This window comes from Hallella multisaccharivorax DSM 17128 (assembly GCF_000218235.1).
Classification (GTDB): Bacteria; Bacteroidota; Bacteroidia; order Bacteroidales; family Bacteroidaceae; genus Prevotella; species Prevotella multisaccharivorax.
Genome location: NZ_GL945017.1, coordinates 956165 through 981318 on the forward strand (window position 1 = coordinate 956165; position 25154 = coordinate 981318).

Annotated in this window: 12 protein-coding genes, 2 tRNA genes and 3 rRNA genes; 13 read left to right on the forward strand and 4 right to left on the reverse strand. The window is 49.5% G+C overall.

The features are described 5' to 3' along the window. Positions 1 to 2: 2 nt before the first annotated feature. The 5 genes from PREMU_RS04365 (at position 3) to PREMU_RS04385 (ending at position 9539) form a co-directional block, all read left to right on the forward strand. Positions 3 to 1709 (forward strand): RagB/SusD family nutrient uptake outer membrane protein, encoded by a 1707-nt coding sequence (locus tag PREMU_RS04365; RefSeq protein WP_007573434.1) that lies wholly within the window; start codon positions 3 to 5, stop codon positions 1707 to 1709. 62 nt (positions 1710 to 1771) lie between these two features. Then, positions 1772 to 2809 carry a DUF4859 domain-containing protein gene (locus tag PREMU_RS04370; RefSeq protein ID WP_007573435.1) on the forward strand — a complete coding sequence of 346 codons (1038 nt, stop codon included), beginning with the start codon at positions 1772 to 1774 and terminating at the stop codon, positions 2807 to 2809. 64 nt (positions 2810 to 2873) lie between these two features. After that, on the forward strand, positions 2874 to 5234 hold the full coding sequence (locus tag PREMU_RS04375) for a DUF6055 domain-containing protein (protein WP_007573436.1): 2361 nt from the start codon (positions 2874 to 2876) through the stop codon (positions 5232 to 5234). 40 nt (positions 5235 to 5274) lie between these two features. Beyond that, the gene (locus tag PREMU_RS04380) at positions 5275 to 5523 is read left to right on the forward strand and encodes a hypothetical protein (protein WP_169311326.1); all 249 of its coding nucleotides are present in this window, start codon (positions 5275 to 5277) and stop codon (positions 5521 to 5523) included. Between the two features lie 116 nt (positions 5524 to 5639). Continuing rightward, a complete protein-coding gene (locus tag PREMU_RS04385; protein ID WP_007573437.1) occupies positions 5640 to 9539 on the forward strand; it encodes a hybrid sensor histidine kinase/response regulator transcription factor in 3900 nt (1299 codons plus the stop codon). A 381-nt stretch (positions 9540 to 9920) separates the two neighbouring features. Here the strand turns inward: PREMU_RS04385 and PREMU_RS04390 are convergent, their stop codons facing one another. Together PREMU_RS04390 and PREMU_RS15225 are read right to left on the reverse strand one after the other, a co-directional pair. Continuing rightward, positions 9921 to 11201: an IS3 family transposase gene (locus tag PREMU_RS04390; protein ID WP_007573439.1), complete on the reverse strand. Its 1281-nt coding sequence runs from the start codon at positions 11199 to 11201 to the stop codon at positions 9921 to 9923. 180 nt (positions 11202 to 11381) lie between these two features. Further along, on the reverse strand, positions 11382 to 11534 hold the full coding sequence (locus PREMU_RS15225) for a hypothetical protein (RefSeq protein WP_169311308.1): 153 nt from the start codon (positions 11532 to 11534) through the stop codon (positions 11382 to 11384). A gap of 343 nt (positions 11535 to 11877) precedes the next feature. On the opposite strand from PREMU_RS15225, the gene PREMU_RS04395 reads away from it, so the two are divergent. The 5 genes from PREMU_RS04395 (at position 11878) to rrf (ending at position 17124) form a co-directional block, all read left to right on the forward strand. Continuing rightward, positions 11878 to 13409, forward strand: a 16S ribosomal RNA gene (locus PREMU_RS04395). A gap of 108 nt (positions 13410 to 13517) precedes the next feature. Continuing rightward, a tRNA-Ile gene (locus tag PREMU_RS04400) sits at positions 13518 to 13591 on the forward strand. A gap of 20 nt (positions 13592 to 13611) precedes the next feature. Further along, a tRNA-Ala gene (locus PREMU_RS04405) sits at positions 13612 to 13685 on the forward strand. Between the two features lie 230 nt (positions 13686 to 13915). Next, a 23S ribosomal RNA gene (locus PREMU_RS04410) occupies positions 13916 to 16859 on the forward strand. A 152-nt stretch (positions 16860 to 17011) separates the two neighbouring features. Next, positions 17012 to 17124 (forward strand): 5S ribosomal RNA (gene rrf, locus PREMU_RS04415). The 16S, 23S and 5S rRNA genes sit together here with 2 tRNA genes alongside, the layout of an rRNA operon. Before the next feature lie 99 nt (positions 17125 to 17223). Here the strand turns inward: rrf and PREMU_RS04420 are convergent. Both PREMU_RS04420 and PREMU_RS04425 read right to left on the reverse strand, forming a co-directional pair. Beyond that, positions 17224 to 18375 carry a sensor histidine kinase gene (locus PREMU_RS04420; protein ID WP_007573440.1) on the reverse strand — a complete coding sequence of 384 codons (1152 nt, stop codon included), beginning with the start codon at positions 18373 to 18375 and terminating at the stop codon, positions 17224 to 17226. Further along, positions 18375 to 19760, reverse strand: a complete 1386-nt coding sequence (locus tag PREMU_RS04425; protein WP_007573442.1) for a sigma-54-dependent transcriptional regulator — start codon at positions 19758 to 19760, stop codon at positions 18375 to 18377. The genes PREMU_RS04420 and PREMU_RS04425 overlap by 1 nt, the downstream gene beginning before the upstream one ends. A 228-nt stretch (positions 19761 to 19988) precedes the next feature. Between PREMU_RS04425 and PREMU_RS04430 the strand changes: the two genes are divergently transcribed. Genes PREMU_RS04430 through PREMU_RS04440 form a run of 3 tightly spaced genes read left to right on the forward strand, consistent with a single transcriptional unit; the run spans position 19989 to position 25004 of the window. Then, the gene (locus PREMU_RS04430; RefSeq protein ID WP_007573444.1) at positions 19989 to 21368 is read left to right on the forward strand and encodes a TolC family protein; all 1380 of its coding nucleotides are present in this window, start codon (positions 19989 to 19991) and stop codon (positions 21366 to 21368) included. 12 nt (positions 21369 to 21380) lie between these two features. Next, complete coding sequence (locus tag PREMU_RS04435) at positions 21381 to 22634, forward strand: efflux RND transporter periplasmic adaptor subunit (protein WP_007573446.1); 1254 nt, start codon at positions 21381 to 21383, stop codon at positions 22632 to 22634. 3 nt (positions 22635 to 22637) lie between these two features. After that, a complete protein-coding gene (locus tag PREMU_RS04440; RefSeq protein ID WP_007573448.1) occupies positions 22638 to 25004 on the forward strand; it encodes an ABC transporter permease in 2367 nt (788 codons plus the stop codon). Positions 25005 to 25154: the final 150 nt, after the last annotated feature.

Here is a 25154-nt window from a genome sequence, read left to right on the forward strand (position 1 = left end):
TCATGAAACGAAATATAATCAAAGGCAGTATTATTGCTGCAGTCATAGCGTTGGGCGCAGTGTCGATGACGAGCTGTACCGATCTTACAGAGACCGTGTACAGTGAGCTGCCGGGCAATACCACGTTCACGAAGGATCAGATACAAGCGCAGTATGGTGTCATCTATGACCGTCTGCGTGATATGTACAATGGCTGGGAGAGTTATCAGGATATCAGCGAAGAGTGCTGCGACCTGATCATGACTCCTTTCCGCTATGAGACCTCCGGATGGGGTGCACAATACGTGTCACTGCATAAGCACGAGTTCAATAGTACGATCAACCATCTCTATCGTCCGTGGATGTCATGCTATCAGGGTATCACAACCTGTAACCAGCTCCTCGACGATGCGAACATCTCTTCCAATGATGAGAGTAAGGCAGAGCTCCGTGCCTATCGTGCTCTTTTCTATTATGTTCTCTTCGACCTCTGGCGCAACATCCCCGTGCAGACTACGCTGAAGGTGCCAAGTGGCTACATGCCTTCACAGGTAGCTCCTGACTCAACCTATGATTTCATTGTCAACGAGCTCAATGAGGCAAAGCCGTTCCTGCCGAAGACCAATGAACTCGGACAGATGAACTACTGGACGGCCTGCATGGTTCTTGCTAAGATGTATCTTAACCGCAACGCCTGGTTCCCGACGAAACCGGAGGATAAGACTTTCTACGAGAAAGCTTACAAAGAGGTTAACGAGGTCATCGACGGCGGTGTCTATCAGCTCGATGACGACTATCTCACTCCTTTCAAAGCTAAAGTAGGAGGCGTCAGTAGCAGTAAGGAGACAATCTTCGCGCTTGTTTATGACAGTAAGTATGCAGGAATGGGGACAAACTACTATAGTAAATGGTTCCTCTCCGGCTCACAGGATATCTTTGGCACGAAGCGTGATGGATGGAATGGCTCAGCATGCATCCCTCAGTTTTTCGCCACTTATGATGCCGACGATACACGAAAGACCGACTGTTGGGTCTGGGGACCGCAGAAGAGTATCAAGGATGGCAAGCAGATTTATATCAACGGCAAGGCACTCAATTATACTGTTGATGTCTATGCCATCGAGAAGCCAGGTGCTGCTTCCATGCAGGGCGCGCGTCTGAAGAAGTACGAGATACAGTCGGGTGAGAACAGTGTCAATGATGATGACGTACCGTTCTTCCGCCTCACTGATGCTTATTTTATCAAGGCAGAGTGCCTGCTGCGTCTTGGCGGATACAATGGTGAGACCGAGCAGACAGCTGCCGACATCATCACAATGTGCCGTAAGCGTGACTTCAAGGATCATCCTGAAAAAGCTATTCGCACTGTGGAACAGTTGAAGGGCCCCAGTGTCTATGACTATGGACTGCGGGAGACGCAAGGAGAATACGACAAGGAGACAGGTGAACTGAAGAACATGCAGAAGGTTGAAACTCATGAGGGTGGAAGCGATATCCAGTTCGGCGGACTTCTCGATGACCTTGCATGGGAGTTCGTCTATGAGCATCATCGTCGTCAGGATCTCATCCGCTTTAAGATGAACAACGGATGCAATGTCTTCAATGGCAAGTCATGGTTCGGTAAGAGTGCTAACACCAATGCGCAGGACCATCACCTTGATATCTTCCCTATTCTGAAGGATAATCTCCAGGCAAACACCAAGCTGAAGCAGAACGCTGGGTATAACTAATCCGTGACCATCAGTGAAGGAAATAATAAATCGATTGCTATTCAATAATAAGATAGATATTTATGAAAAAGATATTTTTATTCGCAATGATGGCGGTTCTTGCTGTAGGAACCTTGTCTTCTTGCAGCGATGACTATGAGGATGCCAGTTCCCCACATGTCTATAGCGATCAGGAGAATGTGCCTCTGAAGGGCTCCGACGAGAATATGTCCATGGCAAGTGTGAAGATGGCACAGGCTGAGGCTGGCACTCAAGTTGTCACCGTCGATCTTACTGGCTACGCCGACAACATACAGAAACAGCTCGGAATGAGCCTTGACGAGGCCATCAGCGGACTCAGCAATGGTTCCGTCCGTTTCTATCCGATCAACCCCAATCGTCGTGTATGGGACAAAACACCTGCCAATGGCGGCGATAACACGTGGCTGCTTTCTGCCAACGGCATCGTTACAACCGACTCGCTGGCAGCTATCAAGATGCAGTTTACCCCAGATGATAAGCAACTGAGACTGACGCTGACCGACAAGGCTGCAGCTGGTATCATTCCCGTCACCTGTGGCTTCGTAAAGACAGAAGAATCCAGTTTCCCGATAAACTTCCGTTGTCAGACACTCGTCAATGTCACCGATGCCAGTGTGGTGGATGTACCTATCACAGTGCCTAAGGGCGACTATGCAGTTGCGCCGTTCAATTTCAGTTCAATAGCAAAGAACATCGAATTCGCCTTTGGCGAGACCAACCTTTACAACATTGCGAAGGGGCTTGATACTGAGAATGCGGTCTACGATGTGTATATCATGAGCTCTACCGGCGCTCTTCTTGGTGGCCCGGGTAAGTATACAGCCAATGGCGCAGGCTACTGGCTCAATCAGAAGATTCAGATTGTCAATTGGGGAAAAGACGACTTCGCACTCTTCATGGAGCCGTTCATCTATGACGATGAAAAGAAGGACTATTACGAGAATGGAGGTGGTTTCAACATCGGCCGTCTCAGCAACTCAGCTCCGGCTTCCGGCACAGTGCTTCCGCTCTCTGTCGTTCTGAAGCAGTCGAAGGGCGATAAGACGCTGACGATAAACTTCACAATAACGTTCGAGTAAAGTCACATACTAACAATCTGGTAGATGTGCAGAAATGTACATCTACCTCTAAAATCATCGAAACATGAAACTAAACATCAGAAAATATGTACATGTCTTTGCGGCTCTGCTCATGCTGGGTGCTTCTGTGCCTTTCATGGCGGGTTGTGCCGAAGACGACATGTCGGTGTCTTTGCCCGACTATGATCCTCGATACAAAGGAACAGTTGCCTTTGGCTCCTCCGATTATAACGTTGAGGCCAACGCACAGGATCTGTCTATTCCTTTCAAGAGTGATCAGAACTGGAAAGCAACGATCACAACCGATTCAGTGGCCGGCACGGGATGGGCTACCTTGCCTAAGGATACAGGCTCTGTCAACGACACAGTAATTGTCGTCCACTTGGATGAAAACGAGAGTCTGACCAACTCGAGAAAGGCTACGCTGACCATCACAACGGAGAAAGGTAATGCTCAAAGTATTACGATAGGTCAGAACTATAAGGTGGTGAAGCTCAATCCTTCTGATATCCCTGACTATAACAAGTATATCTGTCCTTCTTCCGGTAATCCTCACTTTGAGAATGGAGCCGATTACATGCTTCGCCAAGACTCTTATTATAGCTGGCATCGTATGAAGCAGAGCCAACACTTCTTCGTATTCTGGTCACCTGAGTTTGGCGATGATCCTAACGGAGATAAAGTACCGGCCAAGATGCGTGTCGATGTGGATGATCTGCTTAATAAGGCAGAGCAATTCTTCAACACCAATGTCAACATGCTGAAGATGTCGACCCTCGGTCAAGGCAAGTCGATGCTTGACGACTATAAAATGCAGATCTATCTCATCTATCAGGACGAGTGGCTCGCTACCGGCTCCGGTTATGACAACAAGATTGGTGCGCTGTGGGTCAATCCTTCAACCTGTCAGCCCGTGGGCTCAACAATCGCTCATGAGATAGGTCACTCGTTCCAGTACCAGGTTTATGCTGACAAGATTAACAAGCAGGGAGCTGCCGACGATATGCATCATGGTTACTGTTATGGCTTTGGTGAGAATGGTGCTGGAGGCTGTGCTTATTGGGAGCAGTGTGCACAGTGGCAGGCGCATCTCGACTATCCTCAGGAGATGTTTAACTATGAGATTGATGGATGGAAGAAGAATTATCATCGTCATTTCAACCATCAGTTCATGCGATATAGCAGCTATTTCCTGCAGCATGTCTTTGTGGAGAAGTATGGCATTGATGCTTATGGTCGTATCTGGCAGGAGAGTGAGTATCCGGAAGATCCCTTGCAGACCTATCAGCGTCTGTTCTGTAACAATGACCAGAACCAGCTCTATTCTGATCTTTATTATTATGCCTCGCACATGGTCTACTATGATCTCAAGTTTGCACATAACACCAGCGAAGATGTTGTCGTCCCCGACAATTTGAAAGGTAACTACAATACAGATCTCTATAAGGTAGGCGACCAGAAATATCAGGTCGGATATGCTTCCTGCCCTGGAACGACAGGCTTCAATATCATTCGTCTGAAAGATTTTACGCCAGGCAAGACCGTGTCTATTAACGTAGAGGCTCTTGAGCCGGGAAGCGCGCTTGTCAAAGGCGATAAGGGTGAGATTCTTGATGGTGACAGTAAGGTCGTGGGTACAACAAAGACCTATAACCAGCAGGAGAACAAGACCTCTAACTATCGCTGTGGATATGTGGCTGTCGTCAATGGCAAGCCCGTCTATTCCACCATGTGGTATGGCGGTACGGCCGGCGCTGGCGACAAGGGCTCTGCTGAATACACAGTGCCGGAAAGAGCATCAGAGCTCTACTTTGTTATCCAGGCTGCACCCGGACAGTATGATCGTTGCCCGTGGAACACAGACGAGAGCAAGGACGAGCAGTGGCCTTACACTATTACGTTGAAAGGTGCCGATGTCAACAAGTATGTTGAAGTCGTGGATATCAACATTGATCCCAATGCGAAGCCGTCGAATGCCACGGTTACCATCAATGTTCATGGCAATGCAAGCTCTGGCTATGAGTTTGCCAAATATAATCTGGCTTATGTCGACAATGCCGCCATCCCTTATGCATTCTGTCTGATGCCGGATGATATCGCCAAAGACCTTGTTAAGAGTACTGCTGATCTCACGGAAGGAAAAATCCGCATGCAGCTCAAGCAACCCGATGGGTCGGTGGCCACAACGGACAACTGCGGCGGACAGTATGCCGGATTCTGGTGCGATGCCACGGGTAAGCAACAGAACTGGGGCGACAAAGCCCGTACTTATACGAAATTCAACAGCATCAATGAGTTGGAGGTCGGCTTTATGCCCGGTGCGATAAAGTCAGGTGAGACTTACCCGGAGGTTCTTGAGCTTCAGTATATGAAAGACGGAAAGGTCTATACGGTTACGATCAATGTCAACTTTATCGTTGAATAAGTGATTAAGTTCGGGTACAATGTGAGAGAGAAGCCATGAGATTTGGGCAAAGCCATTAAAAGGTGGCGAGCTTGCCGTCTGCTTCATGAACCGTGAGGAGACACCGTGGAAGCTCGACTACAACTGGCATGCAAACACCATTTACTTTGCCAATGAAGTGGATATGCACCAGTACACTTATGCCATCAGAGACTTGTGGAAGCATAAAGAAATAGGCACAACGGCAGAACGCACGAAGGCTGTCATTCCCGCTCATGGCGTGTTGATGGTGAGATTATCCAAGAAATAAGTGATTTCTTCATCGAAAACAGCTTGTTTTCGGATAAAAAACAGTAAGTTTGCAAGAGGAAAACTAACGATATCATGCCTTTGGATGTCGATCTATCCAATAGCGGAAAGTAAGAGATGAATAGAATCTTAGCCGCTCTTCTTTTGCTGCTCCTGCCGGTTTGCAGCTTTGCCCAACGAATGGCAGTCCGTAATATCAGTATGGAGAACGGACTGCCTTCCAACACCGTGCGCTCTGTCGTGCAGGACAAAGAAGGCTTTATTTGGTTTGGAACCGACAATGGACTCTGCCGGTACGATGGTTATAGTATTAGACCATTAAGGATACCTCAAGTGCAGAACGACCAATATGTAGGAACGCTGGCTGTCTCGAAGTATGGTCTGGTGGTTGGTACATCCCATGGCGCTTTTCTTTTGAATGCTCGTACGGAACAGTTTCGTACGCTTCATCCGATGGTCCGTGGCCATGTCATGGTGTTCGATATCGATGCTGATGGAAACATCTGGGTGGCGACCTTGAATGATGGAGTCTTTTGTGTGCGCAAAGATCTTAGAGGATGTGAACATTACAATTTCAAGAAAGGTATCTCCCTGGTCTCTGTGTTTATTGACGGTGGGAATCAGGTCTGGCTGATGGCTCGCAAGCAGGGGCTTTACAGGTTGAACCGTGCAAGAGGATCCTTTGAGTTGTTTCGTCTCAAAGGACAAGATGCGTTTGACGGGATGTGTATGGCTGAGGCCCAAGATGGACAAATGTTGGTGGGGTCTTGGAAAGAAGGCCTTTTCCTTGTTTCTCCTGATGGAACAACGCGTCAGTTGACAAATCCTTTGTTGACTGGTTTGGGTACTCATATCCATACTATTTATCGGGCCTCGCCGGATGAATACTGGTTGGGCTGCGACGAGGGCGTGATGCAATATGACCTTCGCGATAATCAGTGGTCGATGATCAGCAATGCTTTCAATATCCCAGGCGCTGCGGGTCGGTTTGTCTATAGTATAGTACGTGACAGAGAGGGCGGCTGCTGGTTCGGTACCTTCTATGGTGGCGTCAACTACTATTCACCGATGGACAATCGCTTCCTGACACTTACAAGTGATAATGGGCTCCATGGTAATGTTGTAGGGCGATTCTGCGAGGATGACGATCACCATATATGGATTGCGACGGATGACGGAGGCTTAAACTGTTTTGCCCCACGGCTTAAAACATTTGTTGATTTCCCGGGTAAGGCAGCGCTTGCCACCTATAATGTCCACGGATTATTGGCTGAGGGCAATACACTTTGGGTCGGGTCTTACGGCCGCGGTCTGATCAGATTGAACAGGCAGACAGGTGTCCTAAAAACCTATGTCGTGGATAAAAGTGGCACATCGTCCAGTTGCTATTCTCTCCTCCGAGACCGTCAAGGAAATCTATGGGCGGGTACGATGACCTGTATCAGTCTGTATAATAAAGTCGCGGATAAGTTCTCTATCGTGCGGCCTACGGGTGGTACAGTCATTGACATCGAAGAAGACAGAAGCGGCAATGTGTGGTTTGCTACGCAGGGCGATGGGTTATGGAAACTCGGGAGAAACGGAAAATGGAAGCATTATCTGGTGTCTTCGGCTTTTTCCTCGTTATGTAACAACTTCGTGAATGCCATCCGTGAGGATTCTAATGGCAATCTCTATATTGCTACGGATGATGGACTGTGTATGTATGATCCTAAGGCTGACCGATTCAGGCGCATACCTGTAAAGACGGATTCGGCTGTCTTTACAGGACTTGTCATCAGCCAAGGCGAGTTATGGCTGTCTTCTTCTACAGGACTTGTTCATATCCTGCCGGATGGCAGACTTCATGTCTTCAACCGTGAGGATGGCCTGTTGTCAGGGCCTTTCCAGAGCAATGCTATGATGATGTCGGCTGACGGCAGCATCTGGCTTGGCTCGGTCAATGGCGTCAGCATGTTCTATCCTTATCAGATAAAGGAAAATGGATGCATCCCTAATGTGTTTATTACAGCGTTGGAACTCTATAACAAAGATGTAAAAGCGGGCTCCAACAAGCTTCCGGAAGCATTGGACTATGTCGATCATGTCAGTTTATCCCACAAAGACAATATGTTCACCATTCATTTTGCTGCGCTGAGTTATGTTTCTCCGGAGAAAAATCAGTATGCCTACCGTTTGGAAGGATTTGATAAGGACTGGATATACGTTGGCTCTGAACATAAGGCAGTCTACACCAATATCCCGCCTGGAGAATACACGTTCCGTGTGAAGGCTTCAAACAATGATGGTCTGTGGTCTTCAAAGGAAGCAACGTTGCGGATTGTGATTCATCCGCCATTCTATTGGTCGCTCCCGGCTAAACTGTTCTATCTGTTGGCTTTCTTTGCCGTCATCTACTTTTATGTGCACATGCGGTTGCAAAGGGCCGAGAGATTGCATCAGCGCAAACTGAAAGAGATGAATGAGCATAAGGAAAAAGAGATGCGCGATGCACAGTTGCACTTCTTTACGATGATTGCCCATGAGATACGTACACCGGTCTCGCTCATCATCGGACCATTGGAAACGCTCAAGAACAAGTGGCAGAAGATAGGACGCACAGTAGGTGATAATGTTGCTGTGGCGTCTACACTCGATGTCATTGACCGCAATGCACAACGGCTTTTAGGACTTGTCAATCAGTTGCTCGACTTCAACAAGGTTCAGCAAAAGGAACTGAAGGTGAAGTTCACACTTTGCCATATCAAAGACGTCATGAAGGCGGTGGCTGAGCGCTTTGAACCGACACTTAAGCAGAATGGGGCAACGCTTCAAGTGGAATATCCGGAAGAGGACTTCGTCGCAGCTGTCGATGCTGAAGGGCTGACGAAGATTATCAGTAACCTCATGACCAATGCCACAAAGTATACAAAAGACTGGGTACGTCTCTCGTGTCGGATAGGACAGGATAAGTTTGTCATTGAGGTTGAAGATAATGGTTGCGGAATCAGTTCAGAGGAGCAGCAGCGTATCTTTAATCCTTTCTATCAAGCAAAAGACAACAAGCCGGGAACGGGTATCGGACTTAGTATCGTATCCAGTCTTGTGGCGGCGCATCGAGGCACAGTAGAGGTGATGTCGCAGGTCGGAGAAGGCTCTCTTTTCTGTGTAACACTCCCCACTTCCCAACCGGGCGTAAGTACGGAGGAAAAGTCAGAGCCTGAGGTGGTGGATGATATGCAAAATGTTGAGGCATCTGTCTCTGAGGATGTCATTGCCAAGCAGACCGTCCTTATCGTTGAGGATAATGAAGATATGCTCTTATATCTGAAACATAACTTCATGAACCGTTGTCAGGTGCTGACGGCGGAGGATGGCGTGGTGGCTCTTCGGTTACTCAATAAATACGATGTCTCATTGATTATCAGCGACTGGATGATGCCTAACATGGACGGTGAGGAGCTCTGCAAGAAAATAAGGCAGAACCCGAAAACCAGTCACATCCCCTTTATCATGCTCACGGCTAAGACGGATGACGACAGTAAGGTGAAGGGTATGGACATCGGAGCTGATGCCTTCATTGGGAAACCGTTCTCCATACGCTATCTTGATGCCTGTGTCCGAAATTTGACGGCAAGACGGAAGCAACTGATGGAAGAGTTTGCAGGATCGCCAGAAGAGCCGATTGCAAATATCGCAGGTAATGCACTCGACAGTAGTCTTCTGACTAATATGGAGAAGATCATTGAGAACAACGTCAATAATCCGGCATTGAATGTCAACTTCGTGGCGCAGCAACTGGGACTGAGCCGCTCGGGCTTGTTTGCAAAGATAAAGTCGCTCACCGACACGACACCTAATGAGATGATACAGGTGATACGTCTTAGGAAAGCTGCGCAGATGCTCCTTGATGATAAATATTCCGTATCAGAGATCAGTTTCCTGGTCGGTTTCAACAGTGCCTCTTATTTTACCAAGTGTTTCGTGAAGCAGTTTGGAGTGAGGCCGGCTGAGTATAGAGAGGCTAAGAAACGGTAGGGCTTACCTTTTCCATCGTACGTCAGCCGATCGTTTGTCGTACGCTGACCGATTGTTTATCGAACGCCGTACAATTGTTTATCGAACGTCGTACAATTGTTTATCGAAGCCGTGTCTTTTACTGAAATCGCTTGTCAAAGTTCGACCAGGTTTACTGAATTGCTTGTCAATATTTAGTCAACTTTACTATTTTGCTTGTCATCTTCGACCTTGCCTTACTGATTGGCTTGTCATAGCCGTTTTGACAGGGGAAGATGGATAATACCTGAGTGAGCCTTGCTTTCCGGCAACGTTCGTCGGGGCCCGATGCCCCGACGGACGTTTGGTGTTGATGGCGTAAAACCGTCGTTCACCTTGTTTCCGGCTCGCCAAAGTTACGGATTATTTTTCATCCGGACAAGAACAGCCGTTGGTCTTCTTCCATAAATTCTTGCCGGGCTCTTCATAGCGATATACGTTCATCGGAATCTTCATACCTATGCTCATGTGAGGCCGCTGATAGTTATGAAACGCTATGGCTTTCTCTATCCCAAGCTTCGCATGCTCATAGTTAAGAAACATATCCTCCAAATACAGTTTTTCCGTTTTGAGGATACCGTTCTGTCTCTCTGCAACAGCATTGTCCGTCGGATTATACCGTTCGGTCATGCTGATCTGAATATGATGTTTCCTCAGCAAATCAACATATGCGTAGCAAGCGTATTGGGAACCTCGGTCAGAGTGGTGTATCGTTCCGCAGAGGTTATCTCCCCCAGCCGTTTGTATGGCCATCTCCAAGGCCTTAACAGTATTCTCTGCCTCCAAGGTCTCAGATAGGCACCATCCTATTATCGCATGCGAGTACACATCTGTTACCAAGTGGAGATACAAGACATCACCCACTATCCAGATATATGTAATATCAGCTACCCATATGTGGTTAACATACTTAGCATCAACGCTTTGTATGAGGTTCGGATATTTATGATAAGGATGGTCAGAATCCGTCGTATACCTACGCTTGAGCTTAGGCAAGATGTATCCTTCCTCTGCAAGAAGGTGTAGAAAGGCATCTCGGCCATGAGTAATTTCTTCACCCAACTCCGCCCTTAGGATAATGTAGAGCTTTACGCAGCCTATACGGGGACATAACCAACGATAGTATTCCACATTAGCACATATCAGCTTCCTACGCTGACGCTCAGAAATCACTTTGCCTCTGTTCTTGTAGAACCACTGGCGTTTCCTGCCAAACAGTCCGCAGAGTGTCTCGACTGTAACATCGGGATATTCACTCCGCAGCGCCTCTACTGTTTGACACCACCTTTTTTTTAATATTGAGATACCTTCTTCTTTCTCCGCAATCTCTATCATCTTCTCGAAGGCACGGCTGCGCATCTTCTCATATGCCAAGGCTTGCTCCAGATCGGAGATGCGCTTTTGAAGGATCTCTTCATTCGTCAGTTCTGCGTGCTTCATTCTATATTGGTCTATCACTTCCATTGGCAAAGATAACTCTTTTGCATCAACTGGGCAACTCTTGAGCCAATTAGATAAAGTCGTACGAACGATGTTCCACTTACGGGCGACAGCTGTTATTGACGAGCCGTCGGAATAGTAGTCACGAATAGCTCCTAACTTCACCGATAACGGGAATTTTGCTACTTTTGTTTTTCTTGTCATAGTCTTTTACTTCTTATGAAGGTCAGAACGTGACAAGCTAAATCCGTTCAAGACACCGTACGATTGTTTGTCGAACGTCAGCCAATGCGTTTCAATAACAATGGCCGTCCCATTACAGTGAGATCGCATCGCGATTACGGTTTAATCGCATCACCATTTCATTGTAATGGCAGTGCCCGTTCAGCATTGTGCCTTCTTCTTTTTTCCCCAGAATATTCCCATCAATCCCATTAATCCCATTAACCCCATTAATCCCATTAACCCCATTAATCCCATTAACCCCATTAACCCCATCCCCCTTTCAAAGCCATCTCTATCCTTGATATAAATCAATTACCTAACAATTTTGCAAAAAAGTTGGAGAAATATTTGGCAGGTATTGTAAAAGTCTATACCTTTGCACTCGCTTTCCGGAAATACGCCGGTTGGCAACAAAAGATAAGAGTTCTTTGAGAAGATTTACATAGACAGAGAAGTAGTACAAGAAGCGAGTCGTACACATTATTATATATAGCTATATAGCAATATAGAAGGTGTTGTGTATGACTTGGGTAAAAGAAACGAACCGATCAATTTTGATTAGTTACTTCCGACTTCAATAAAGGATAAGCGTCCTGAACAGACTAACGGTAGTGTGTTTTGATCACATTACACATTACCCATTATAGACAATTTTACAATGGAGAGTTTGATCCTGGCTCAGGATGAACGCTAGCTACAGGCCTAACACATGCAAGTCGAGGGGAAACGAAGCGGGAGCTTGCTTCTGCTGTCGTCGACCGGCGCACGGGTGAGTAACGCGTATCCAACCTGGCCTGAGGTAAGGGATAATCCGCAGAAATGTGGTCTAATACCTTATGTGCTCCTATGAGGCCATCTGAAAAGGAGCAAAGATTTATCGCCTTAGGATGGGGATGCGTCTGATTAGATAGTTGGCGGGGCAACGGCCCACCAAGTCATCGATCAGTAGGGGTTCTGAGAGGAAAGTCCCCCACATTGGAACTGAGACACGGTCCAGACTCCTACGGGAGGCAGCAGTGAGGAATATTGGTCAATGGGCGAGAGCCTGAACCAGCCAAGTAGCGTGCAGGATGACGGCCCTATGGGTTGTAAACTGCTTTTATGCGGGTATAAAGGAGCATACGTGTATGTTTTTGCAGTTACCGCATGAATAAGGACCGGCTAATTCCGTGCCAGCAGCCGCGGTAATACGGAAGGTTCTGGTGTTATCCGGATTTATTGGGTTTAAAGGGTAGCGCAGGCTGTCAGATAAGCGTGTTGTGAAATGCGGTTGCTCAACATCCGCACTGCAGCGCGAACTGTTTGACTTGAGTACGCACGACGTTGGTGGAATTTGCCGTGTAGCGGTGAAATGCTTAGATATGGCGAAGAACTCCGATTGCGAAGGCAGCTGACGGGAGCGCTACTGACGCTCATGCTCGAAAGTGCGGGTATCGAACAGGATTAGATACCCTGGTAGTCCGCACGGTAAACGCTGGATGCCCGCTATATGCCCCTTTAGGGTATGTGGCCAAGTGAAAACGTTAAGCATCCCACCTGGGGAGTACGCCGGCAACGGTGAAACTCAAAGGAATTGACGGGGGCCCGCACAAGCGGAGGAACATGTGGTTTAATTCGATGATACGCGAGGAACCTTACCCGGGCTTGAATTGCTGAGGAAGGCTTCAGAGATGGAGCTGCCCTTCGGGGCTTCAGTGAAGGTGCTGCATGGTTGTCGTCAGCTCGTGCCGTGAGGTGTCGGCTTAAGTGCCATAACGAGCGCAACCCTTTTCTTCAGTTGCCATCAGGTAGTGCTGGGCCCTCTGGAGATACTGCCGCCGTAAGGTGTGAGGAAGGTGGGGATGACGTCAAATCAGCACGGCCCTTACGTCCGGGGCTACACACGTGTTACAATGGGTGGTACAGCGAGCAGGGTTACCGCAAGGTATCCCGAATCATTAAATCCGCCCTCAGTTCGGACTGGGGTCTGCAACCCGACCCCACGAAGCTGGATTCGCTAGTAATCGCGCATCAGCCATGGCGCGGTGAATACGTTCCCGGGCCTTGTACACACCGCCCGTCAAGCCATGAAAGCCGGGGGTGCCTGAAGTCCGTGACCGCAAGGATCGGCCTAGGGCAAAACTGGTAATTGGGGCTAAGTCGTAACAAGGTAGCCGTACCGGAAGGTGCGGCTGGAACACCTCCTTTCTGGAGAGACGCTTTTTTTGAAGCAGGAATGTTTCCTTTCCCTGGAGCTTCTTGTCTACGCTATCTGTTTTAAATGATTTAGAAGAGCGGCAATGCGAATTGCATGACAGTCCTATAGCTCAGTTGGTTAGAGCGCCACACTGATAATGTGGAGGTCGGCAGTTCAAGTCTGCCTGGGACTACTCTTTATTTCATTCCCTACGGGGGATTAGCTCAGCTGGCTAGAGCACCTGCTTTGCAAGCAGGGGGTCAACGGTTCGAATCCGTTATTCTCCACGTTGAGGGAGAGTGAGAGCAGTGAGGACGTGAGTTCTTTTGTGCCTTGCTTTTTACCTTGAGACAGATCTTTGACATATTGACACAAGCAAAACTGTAGTAGTTGTGTACGCAGTTACATTGTAACTGCCTGCATAGAATAAAAAGTTTACACAGAGACTTAATCTGTAGACAATACAGCTGAAAGTATGAGCGGCATCTGAAGTCTCAGCAATGGGACGGAAGATGACTCGAAAGTAAGAAAGGGCGGATGGTGGATGCCTAGGCTCATTCAGGCGAAGAAGGACGTGATAAGCTGCGATAAGCCGCGGTGAGGTGCAAATGACCCTTGACCCGCGGATATCCGAATGGGACAACCCAAGTTTTCGGACTTACCGGTCGTTATAGGACCGGGGCTAACGGAGGGAACTGAAACATCTTAGTACCTCCAGGAAGAGAAAATAAGTTAATGATTCCCCCAGTAGTGGCGAGCGAGCGGGGAAGAGCCCAAACCGGTGATGTGTCACCGCATCATTGGGGTAGTAGGACCGCGCCATTGTACTCTAAGGGTGAGGAGAAGCTGCTGGAAAGCGGCGTCATAGAAGGTGATAATCCTGTATCCGAAGCTTAAGGGAGGCATAGCGGTATCCTGAGTAACGCGGAGCACGAGGAATTCTGCGTGAATCTGCCGGGACCATCCGGCAAGGCTGAATACTCGAATGAGACCGATAGTGAACCAGTACCGTGAGGGAAAGGTGAAAAGCACTTCGATGAAGAAGGTTGAAAGAGATCCTGAACCCATCCGCCTACAAGCGGTCGGAGCTGCATTAGCAGTGACGGCGTGCCTTTTGCATAATGAACCTACGAGTTACCGTCTCCAGCGAGGATAAGTGTCATGAGACACGCATCCGTAGTGAAAGCGAGCCTGAAGAGGGCGGTTTTGGCTTATTTTTAGCCAGGGCGCACCTATCGTGCGTTAAGTTGGAGGTGGTAGACGCGAAACCAAGTGATCTACACATGTCCAGGATGAAGTCAGGGTAACACCTGATGGAGGTCCGCACCAATAAGCGTTGAAAAGCTTCTGGATGAGGTGTGTGTAGGAGTGAAAGGCCAATCAAACTTGGAGATAGCTCGTACTCCCCGAAAGGCATTTAGGTGCCGCGTGTGGAGATAAGACAAAGAGGTAGAGCGACCGATAGGACGCGAGGGCTTCACCGCCTGTCAAGTCCTTCCGAACTCCGAATGCTTTGTTTCTGCATCCATGCAGTAAGGGGGCGGGTGCTAAGGTCCGTCCCCGAGAGGAGAAGAATCCGGACCGCCGTCTAAGGCCCCGAAGTTTCCGCCGAGTCAGTCTAACGAAGTCCAGTCCCGGTGACAGCCAGGAAGTTGGCTTGGAAGCAGCCATTCCTTCAAAGAGTGCGTAACAGCTCACTGGTCGAGGGTCAGGGCATGGATAATAATCGGGTGTAAGCGGGACGCCGAAGGCGCGGGATAGCAAATAATAAAAGTATCGGTAGGGGAGCATTCCAATGTTGTCGAATGGTGTGCGTGAGCGATCCTGGAGACATTGGAAACGCAAATGTAGGTATAAGTAACGCTAAGGGGCGTGAGATTCGCCCCCGCCGCAAGTCTAAGGTTTCCCGGGCAATGCTGGTCATCCCGGGGTAAGTCGGGTCCTAAGGATAAGCCTAAGGGCGCATCCGATGGCAGAGACGGTTAATATTCCGTCACTTGTCTTACGGGCGAAGTGGAGACGGAGCAGTGGCACGGCCGCGGGGCGACGGAAGTCCCCGTTGAAGAGTGTAGGTGATGAGAGGTCCAGGCAAATCCGGACTTTGAGCCGAACTTGATAGTATGGATTCCTCTTCGGTGGAATCCAATAGCGCCGGTAATCAGACTCCCGAGAAAATCCGCTAAGCCTAACCGTAGGACAACCCGTACCGCAAACCGACACAGGTAGACGGGTAGAGCATACTGAGGCGTTGAGAGATTCATGGTTAAGGAACTAGGCAAACTGACCCTGTAACTTCGGGATAAAGGGTCCTCATAGCGATATGAGGCGCAGAGAATAGGTCCAGGCAACTGTTTACCAAAAACACAGGGCTGTGCGAACTCGTAAGATGAAGTATACAGCCTGACACCTGCCCGGTGCCGGAAGGTTAAGAGGAGAGCTCATCCTGCTTTGTCAGGTGAAGGTTTGAATTGAAGCCCCGGTAAACGGCGGCCGTAACTATAACGGTCCTAAGGTAGCGAAATTCCTTGTCGGGTAAGTTCCGACCTGCACGAATGGTGTAATGATCCGGACGCTGTCTCAACCATGATCTCAGTGAAATTGTAGTATCGGTGAAGATGCCGATTACCCGCGATGGGACGAAAAGACCCCGTGAACCTTTACTATAGCTTAGCACTGACCTTGGTCATCCGATGTGTAGGATAGGCCGGAGGCTGAGAAAGAGCCACGCGAGTGGTTTTGGAGCCATCCTTGAAATACGGCCCTTTGGCTGTCTGAGGTCTAACGCGCTTGAAGTGCGGACACTGCTTGGTGGGTAGTTTGACTGGGGTGGTCGCCTCCAAAAGCGTAACGGAGGCTTCCAAAGGTGCCCTCAGACCGATTGGTAACCGGTTTTAAGGAGTGTAATGGCATAAGGGCGCCTGACTGGGAGGCAGACACGCCGATCAGGCAGGAAACTGGGGCATAGTGATCCGGCGGACGTGTATGGAAACTCCGTCGCTCAAAGGATAAAAGGTACTCCGGGGATAACAGGCTGATCCCCCCCAAGAGCTCATATCGACGGGGTGGTTTGGCACCTCGATGTCGGCTCGTCACATCCTGGGGCTGGAGAAAGTCCCAAGGGTTGGGCTGTTCGCCCATTAAAGTGGCACGCGAGCTGGGTTCAGAACGTCGTGAGACAGTTCGGTCTCTATCTATCGTGGGCGCAGGAGTTTTGAGTGGTTCCGTCACTAGTACGAGAGGACCGTGACGGACGGACCTCCGGTTTACCTGTTGTGCCGCCAGGCGCATGGCAGGGTATCTGCGTCCGGATGGGATAAGCGCTGAAAGCATCTAAGCGCGAAGCCCACCGCGAGATGAGAGCTCCATAGAGGGTCGTCGCAGACGACGACGTTGATAGGCGGCAGGTGTAAAGACAGCGATGTCAAAGCCGAGCCGTACTAATAGCCCGATGTCTTTCGAATCAGGCTCATGTTTTCAACTGTATGTTTGTATGTTTCCGTGGGCGGAGAGTCCCGGTATACGGAGCGGCCTTCAGGCCGCATCCCTGTGTGACGGTACAGTTTTGCTTGCCGATTATGTCACCTTACACACGTCAGCGATGGCGTAAGACACATCAGGTGGTTATTGCGGCGGTGTCCCACCTCTTCCCATTCCGAACAGAGAAGTTAAGCCCGCTTGCGCCGATGGTACTGCAATGCAATGCGGGAGAGTAGGCAGCTGCCTCCTTTCATAAGAGCCCAGAGGACAGAAATGTTCACTGGGCTCTTTTGGTTGTCAGTTATAGTGATTCCATTTCTTCAATGATGTGTTATTGACTGCATTCTTCTACATGAAGGTCAATCTGAATGTTACTTTGCCAGAGTCATTGTCAGCTAATTCCAGCATACCATTGTTAGCGCGCATGATCTGTCGTGAAAGGGGCAGGCCGATGCCATTACCAGTCTTTTTCGTTGTGAAGAAGGGCACGAAAACATGGGCGGCTATTTCTGGGTCTATCTTTTCTCCATTATCCGTGATATCAATGATTACATTTTCATTTTCATCAGAGAAGGCATTAATGACAATCTCTTTTCTCTGTTTGTTGTAGGTGGCTTCCAGAGCATTTTTCAATAGGTTGCTTATTACACGAGCAATCAGCGTCTCGTCCGCGTAGACCATTAATTTCTCTGGTCTGACATTAAGCCGAATTATCTCATCTGCATCCGTCTCTGTGCTTAACATTGTAGCACATAGTTGTATTTGTCGGTTCAGGAAAGCTTTTAGGTAGAATATTTTAGGTTGCGGCTGCGGGACATGTGTAAATTTGCGGTAATTTTCTACAAAGCTTATCAGTTCTCGGCTTGTTTTGTTGATTACTGTAAGTCCCTCCTTCATCTCTCCTTTACTTTGAGGCAGTAAAGTTGTGGACAGTGATATAATAGGAGTGATGGTATTCATGATTTCGTGGGTTAGAACACGAATAAGTTTGATCCATGCATCTATTTCCTGATTGACTAATTCTCCATGAATGTCATTGAAACCAATGATTAGCATTCGTTTCCCTTTAAGTATGGTGTAAGAGTGTCTGGTGGAGAAGCGTCTCAGGTTGTCCTCTATCTGCTTTACATAAGTGATGGAAGTACGTTTCAGCATTTTCCTTGCTGCTTGATTGCATTGTCTGACGTATCCATGTTCCTCATCGATAAGGAGAATTCCGGTGTCCACACTGTCCAGTATGTATTCATAAAAGCGTTCCTTTTCTATCTGCTCTTCACGTGCATGGCTCAAGATATCTCTTATCTTGTTCAGATAAGTGTTCATCTGGCGGTCGTTTTTATTTTTGCTTTCCTGTGAGAACCGGAAGTTGTAATCACCGTTGTCGATAGCTTCCAATAAGAATCTGGTTTTCTTTTCGTCCTTTCGCCTCTTCCTCCATAGCCAGACGTTCAGGCCTAACGACCCTGAGAGAGCGATGGTGAGTACCATTTCTGTTATCATCAGATTTCGTATTTTTTCATCTTGTTATACAGTGTCTGTCTTGAAATACCGAGTTGGGACGCCACTTGTGAGAGATTGCCTTGGCAATCTCTGATAGTCTTTGCGATCATTTGTCGCTCCATATCAGCCAGTGAGCTTGTTTCCGAGACAGGCATGTCCTTTGAATCACAGTCTCCAATATGTTCTTGTCTTGTAAGGTCTTTAGCATGAATGACATTATCATCGCAAAGAATGACGGCCTTCTCCATGGCATGCTGTAGTTCACGGATGTTTCCAGCCCATGTCATTTTCTCAATTTCGTTGGCGGCAGCTTCGGAGAGTAGCATGCCTTGCTTATTGTACAACGTAGCGTATTTGTTGAGGAAAAGGTGCGCCATCGTGGCAATATCACCTTTCCGTTCACGGAGAGGCGGAAGGTGAAGATGTATGGTGTTGATACGATAAAGCAGATCTTCCCGGAACTCACCCTTGGCGACCATTTGGTTGAGATCTTTGTTTGTTGCACAGATAAGACGGACATTGATGGGTATCTCCTTGCTCCCACCTACTCGTACGATGCAGCGTCTTTGTAGAGCTGTCAGCAGCTTGGCCTGGAGGACAAAACTGAGATTACCTATCTCATCAAGGAAGAGCGTGCCGCCATTGGCAAGTTCAAATTTACCGGCTTTGTCATTCTTGGCGTCGGTGAATGCACCTTTGACATGTCCGAAGAGCTCACTCTCAAAGAGAGTCTCGGAGATGGCCCCCATGTCTACTGGGAGGAAAGAGGTCTCTCTCCGGTTCTCCCCGACGGGGGAGGAAGAAATGTAGCGTTTAGACAGTCGGTGTATCTCTCGTGCCAATACCTCTTTACCGGTGCCGTTTTCACCTGTTATGAGAATGTTGGCATCTGTTGGTGCCACCTTCTCTACCATGAGTCTCAGACTTTGCATGGCGGGGGACTTTCCCCAAAACATTTTGCCATCTGAGTGGGTGAGGTTATTTTTTTCCTCTCTCTTAGGTGAATGAGAGGGGAGGCTTGCTTTTAAGGTTTGTATGAGCTTCTCATTGTCAAACGGCTTGACGATAAAATCAGTTGCACCCTCTTTCATACCGCGTACGGCAAGGTCAATATCGGCGTATGCCGTAAAGAGAATAACCTGTGTCTGTGGACGCAGGCGCTTGATCTCATGCAGCCAGAAGATACCTTCATTGCCCGTATTGATACCACTTTGGAAGTTCATGTCGAGCAGTACCACATCGGGCTTGTCCTCTTGTAGCCGAGCAGGTATATTCCCAGGGTTGGCAATGCAGACAATCTTATCAAAGGTGTTCTCTAAGACCATTCGGACAGTGGTCAATATGTTACGGTTGTCGTCGACAACCAATATGGTTCCGTGTTTCATGTCTGCAAAAATACGAAAAGTTACATAAAGGTGAGTTACATGAAGGTTATTTTTATAAAGAGAATGATCCTCTTCTTCGTTAGGCGTCAATCGTCATAAGGCCTCCGTGTCAAATAATCAAACAGCAACTGTCCAAGAATTAGACACTTACTCATCTGCGATTTAATTGTAATGGTCTATAAATTAATAACTTATGTTTTTGGCACGGCATTGGTATATAAATAGTGTATGAAGAAGATTCTCATAGTACTATTGATTATGTCACGTATGCCTGCCATAGCGCAGACATGGAGTATGGATTCTTGCATCTCTTATGCCCTCACTCATTCCAACGACCTTAGGCGGGCATGCATAGACCGGCAGCAGAGCGGCGATGACGTGAAGACCTCACGGCTCGACTTCCTGCCCACGGTGCAGGGACAGGTCAGCGGACAGTATGCCTGGGGACGTAACATTGATCCGGAGACCAACACCTATAACACCATCACGACATTCAACAACTATTATACGGTTGAAGCCAGCATTGCGCTCTTCGATGGTGGACAGACCATCAATGCTTTCCACCGTGCTAAGAACGCCAGGGCACAGGCAGAGACAACGTTGCAGAAAGCCGGTGACGACAAAGCCATCGCCGTGATGACAAAGTTTGTCGACGCTGTCTACACACAGAAGAGCGTGGTGCTCGCTGAGGAGAAGCTCAACGACAGTCAGGCGCTGCTCCACAAGACCCGGCGCCTCTTCGAGCTCGGCGAGAAGTCACGTCCTGACGTGGTACAGGTGGAGAGCCAAGTGGCAGAAGACGATTACAGTCTCCTGCATCAGAAGAATCAGGCGCATCTTGCCCTGTTGGCTTTGAAGGCAGAAATGAACTACCCCACCACTGACACGTTGTGTCTCGCGGGGTGTGAGCCTGGTATCCTTCCGCTGACAACAGGCCAACTGCTTGCAGAAAACAGCAAGCTTCTTTCCAACGACGCCACACCGCACGGTCCCCACAACGTGGAAATAGCGGAGCAGCATGCCGAGGACCTGAAGTATGCCTGGAAGCTCCAGCGTGCCGACCTTCTCCCGCGCCTCACCTTCGGAGGCGGACTCCAGACAAGTTATTACCGCAATATCTCTCAGGGAAGAGGCACTGCCAACGGATTTGGATCGCAGTTCCGCAATAATTTAGGCGAATACGTCTACCTCTCACTCTCTATACCTATCTTTACTCCGAGCCGTTGGCGTTCCGCGCGAAGGGCGAAGAGCGAGTGGCAGAAAGCACTGCTCGACGTGGACGATGCGCGGCGAAAACTCAACGACGACTTTGCTCAGGCTACCGCCGACTGCAACGGCTATCGCTCGGAGGTGGCGCAGATGAAGAAGAAGGTTGATGCCGACTCTTTGGCTTATTATCTCTCCCGCCGCAAATACGAAGAAGGCATGCTCTCCACCTTCGACCTGCATGCTGCCTCGCAGACCCTGTTGCAGTCGAGAATCAAACTCTTGCAGATGCAACTGCTGTATGCCATGAAACAACGGCTGGTAGCGTATTATGAAGGGCAGCCGTTATTCCGTGCGGAAATCACCACCCTGCTGTCCTTCAATAAATATGCCAACCGATAAAACAACATGACTATGGATATCAAGATTGAACATAAGAAGTACGCCATTCCCAGAAGGTACTGGGCATGGATTGCCGGCAGCATCGTGCTTGTCGGAGCACTGGCTGCCCTGGGGCTCAGCAACTTCACGTCCTCGCTGAAAGTGGACCGCAAGGGTCTGAGTATCGGCGAGGTGCAGGATGCGCAGTTCAACGACTACGTGAGTGTTGACGGCAGTGTCATCCCTATCCAGGTGGTGCAGGTGTCGCCTGAGGAGGGCGGTGTGGTCACTGGGAAAGTGGTGGAGGAGGGCGCCCACGTGCATAAAGGTGACGTCATCGTGCGGCTGAGTAATTCCAGTCTTGACCTGGAGATTCTCAATGCCGAGAGCGAGCTGGCTGAGAAGCAGGACATGTTACGCAACACCCAACTCTCCCTGGCACAGGACCAGCTCAACAATCGTAATGAGGCTGCCCAGTATTCCATCGACGTGCAGGCAAAACGGCGCGCTTTCAACCATCAGCAGGCGCTGCAGAACGAACAGCTCAACTCGCGTGAGGACCTGCTCAAGGCGAAGGAGGACTACCAGTTGGCGCAGGAGCGCAATACGCTCATCCGTCAGCGACTGGCGAAGAGTTCCCAGTTGCGTAAGGCGCAGATGGAGCAGATGATGGACAACCTTGCCTCAATGCAGAAGAACGTGCAGCTCGTCAGGGCGCGCAAGGCAAAACTCGAGGTGCGCTCTGCCATTGACGGTGAGGTGGGCCAGCTTGACATCGAACTGGGACAGAGCATCACGCCCGGACAGAAGATCGGTGTCATCAACGACCTCAGCGGCTTCAAGGTGCAGGCGCAGGTTGACGAGAGCTATATCGACCGTGTGCATCCGGGACTGACGGGCACTTTCGAGCAGAACGGCAGGAAATATGTGCTCACCGTACAGAAAGTCTATCCCGAAGTGAAGGACGGACGGTCCCGCATCGACTTCGTCTTCAGCGGACAGCGTCCTGCCAACCTCCGCACGGGACAGACCTGCTATGTCGACTTGCAGCTTGGTGCCTCAAAACGTGCCATTCTCATTCCCAAAGGCACTTTCTACAGTGTCACCGGCGGACAATGGATCTACGTGCTCGACAAGGACGGCAAGAAGGCTTACCGACGCAACATCCGCATCGGGCGGCAGAACCCGCAGTACTATGAGGTGCTCGAAGGTCTGGAGCCCGGCGAGCGCGTCATCGTGAGTGGCTATGAGAGTTATAAGGATTACAAGGAGTTAATATTGAGATAAGTTATGAGCTTAAAGAGTTATTTCATCTTTCTTTCGCGCAATAAGGCCTACACTGCCATCAATGTCTTCGGTCTGAGCCTTTCCATGATGTTCGTCATCCTCATCGGCGTGTACACCTGGCAGGAATACCATGTCAACAGTCAGTACCCTAAAGCCGACCGTCTCCTGGTCTATGGCATGGACATGAGTCAGGACGGTGCTGTGGAACGCTCCAGTGGTGGTCATTGGCGGCTGCAGAAATATTTCAAGTCGCGCTATCCCGAGATAGAGAGCTCCTGTGCCATCTATGGCGGCAAGGGGATATACGAGGGTTCTTTCCTGGACAATGGACATCAGGCTCACAGCTATCCTATGCTTTTCGTTGACAGCACATTCTTCTCCCTGCTCGACATCCCGATGGTGTTAGGCGATGCCCGCACAGCACTTGCCGACCGCAACAGCGCCGTCGTGACCGACGATTTCGCCCGTCGCATCTTCGGGTCACCACAGCGTGCCATGGGCAAACGCCTGGAGTGGGTTGGCAACTCCCGATTCAGAATCACCGGTGTCATCGCGCCTATCGGGCACAGCAGCATTCGCCAGGCAGATATCATCGTGCGTTTTGAACACATGACGTCTGTCAATCCTGCACAGACATCTGAGGGGTTGAACAATGCCACAGGCACCGAGCTGCTGTTCCTGCAACGGGAGGGCGCACACTTAGAGGACAAGACCGCCGACATGGACAGTTATCAGCGGCAGTTTTTCTGGATTTTCAAGCCCGATATGAGTATTTCGGTGCATACTTCCCTTACACCCTTCAGCAAATACTATTTCACAAAGTTTGACGGTGTGGCGAGCTTCCGGTTGGGTGATCCTACTTTGGTGAACGTGTTGTTTGTTGTGGGACTGGTCATTCTGCTCTTTGCCGTGTTTAACTATGTCAACCTGACCAATGCCATCAGCGACCGCAGGGCACGCGAGATGGCAATGCGGCGGCTCGTGGGCGCACGGGGACGCGACGTGGTATGGCGGCTCATCGCCGAGAGCATGCTGCTCTGCGGCGTGTCGATGGTGCTTGCCATTGTCTTGTCGTGGGTGGCAGCCCCATACGCTGCACAGCTCCTCGATACTGACTTAGACCTGTCTCTAATCTGTTCGCCCCTCGCCGTGCTTGCCCTCGTGCTCTTTACGGTGGTCTTGGGCATTATCGCCGGTATGCTGCCCGCAGCCGTCATCTCACGCGCCAAGCCGATCAACATCGTGCGCGGTACGTTCCATTTCCGCACACGCGGATGGTGGGGCAAGAGTTTCATCGTGGTGCAGAACACAGCTACCATTGTGCTCATCGCCATGGCTTTTGGCATGTCCAGGCAGATTCATCACATGATTACCGCCGACAGGGGATTCAACACGAAGAGCATCGTTTATGTGCCCATCCAAGCCGACCATAAGAACGTGGATGCCTGGTATGACGGGTTACGCCAACTGCCACAGGTGGTTGATGCCGCAGCATGCGCCGGTACGCCCTACGACGGGGGCAACAACAATATGTTCACCTATGGCAAGAAAAGCATTTCTTTACAGACTATCTATGGTGACAAGCATTTCATGAAACTTTTTGGTCTGAAAGCCACCCATCTGACTGGATTGAAGGACAGTTTAGGGGGTGATGAATATGTCAACCGACAGTTGCTTGCCGAGGAAGGCCTGCCACTGAACAGCCGGTTCTATTATGTAAACAGTAATAGACGAGAGAATGTCAGTGGCATATTGCCCGACTTCACCATCCGCACGCTCGACTCGGAGCAGCATCCGCTGTCCATCGCCATCTACGGCGACAGTCTGCGCTATGAGCAGTGGGGCACTGCCATACAGGTACAAGGCGATCCTGTGACAGCCTATGAGAGCATCCTGTGGTTGTTCAAGAAGATTTTTCATGGTGACCTGGAGCTCGACACGCCTTATCTTGACCAGCAGATAGCCCGAGACTATCAGTCGGAGACGCGTGTGGCGACCATTCTGAAACTCTTTTCCGCCATCGCCGTGGTCATCTCCATGCTCGGGCTCATCGCCATGTCGACCTACTACATTGAGTCGCGCCGTCGCGAGATAGCCGTGCGCAAGGTGTTCGGCAGCACCAGCGGCGAGGTCAGCCGACGGTTCATCCGCCAGTTTATGAGCTATGTGGGTCTGGCGTTCATCATTGCCGTGCCGCTCTACCTGTGGCAGATGGGCAGCTGGATCAGCCAGTACAACCACCGCATCGTGTGGTGGCCATGGATCCTGGTCTCTGCCACCATCGTCTTCCTCGTCAGCTATGCCGCCGTCGCCATACAGACGTGGCAGGCTGCCAGAGGTAATCCGGCAGAAAATATACAGCAGGAATAAGGAGGCGACCACGCTTTGGTCACATGATGACCACGCCGTGGTCATGTGATGACCACGCCTTGGTCATGCTGTGATTATTATTCAATGAACAGACAAATCCATTCTTTCCATCTATATGTATACATTTATCAATACGCTTATCCATCTTGG

What these genes read in the sequence shown, in the direction of transcription:
- PREMU_RS04365 (WP_007573434.1), top strand. Translation starts at nt 3, where the DNA reads ATGAAACGAAATATAATCAAAGGCAGTATTATTGCTGCAGTCATAGCG.
- PREMU_RS04370 (WP_007573435.1), top strand. Translation starts at nt 1,772, where the DNA reads ATGAAAAAGATATTTTTATTCGCAATGATGGCGGTTCTTGCTGTAGGA.
- PREMU_RS04375 (WP_007573436.1), top strand. Translation starts at nt 2,874, where the DNA reads ATGAAACTAAACATCAGAAAATATGTACATGTCTTTGCGGCTCTGCTC.
- PREMU_RS04385 (WP_007573437.1), top strand. Translation starts at nt 5,640, where the DNA reads ATGAATAGAATCTTAGCCGCTCTTCTTTTGCTGCTCCTGCCGGTTTGC.
- PREMU_RS04390 (WP_007573439.1), bottom strand. Translation starts at nt 11,201, where the DNA reads ATGACAAGAAAAACAAAAGTAGCAAAATTCCCGTTATCGGTGAAGTTA.
- PREMU_RS04420 (WP_007573440.1), bottom strand. Translation starts at nt 18,375, where the DNA reads ATGATAACAGAAATGGTACTCACCATCGCTCTCTCAGGGTCGTTAGGC.
- PREMU_RS04425 (WP_007573442.1), bottom strand. Translation starts at nt 19,760, where the DNA reads ATGAAACACGGAACCATATTGGTTGTCGACGACAACCGTAACATATTG.
- PREMU_RS04430 (WP_007573444.1), top strand. Translation starts at nt 19,989, where the DNA reads ATGAAGAAGATTCTCATAGTACTATTGATTATGTCACGTATGCCTGCC.
- PREMU_RS04435 (WP_007573446.1), top strand. Translation starts at nt 21,381, where the DNA reads ATGGATATCAAGATTGAACATAAGAAGTACGCCATTCCCAGAAGGTAC.
- PREMU_RS04440 (WP_007573448.1), top strand. Translation starts at nt 22,638, where the DNA reads ATGAGCTTAAAGAGTTATTTCATCTTTCTTTCGCGCAATAAGGCCTAC.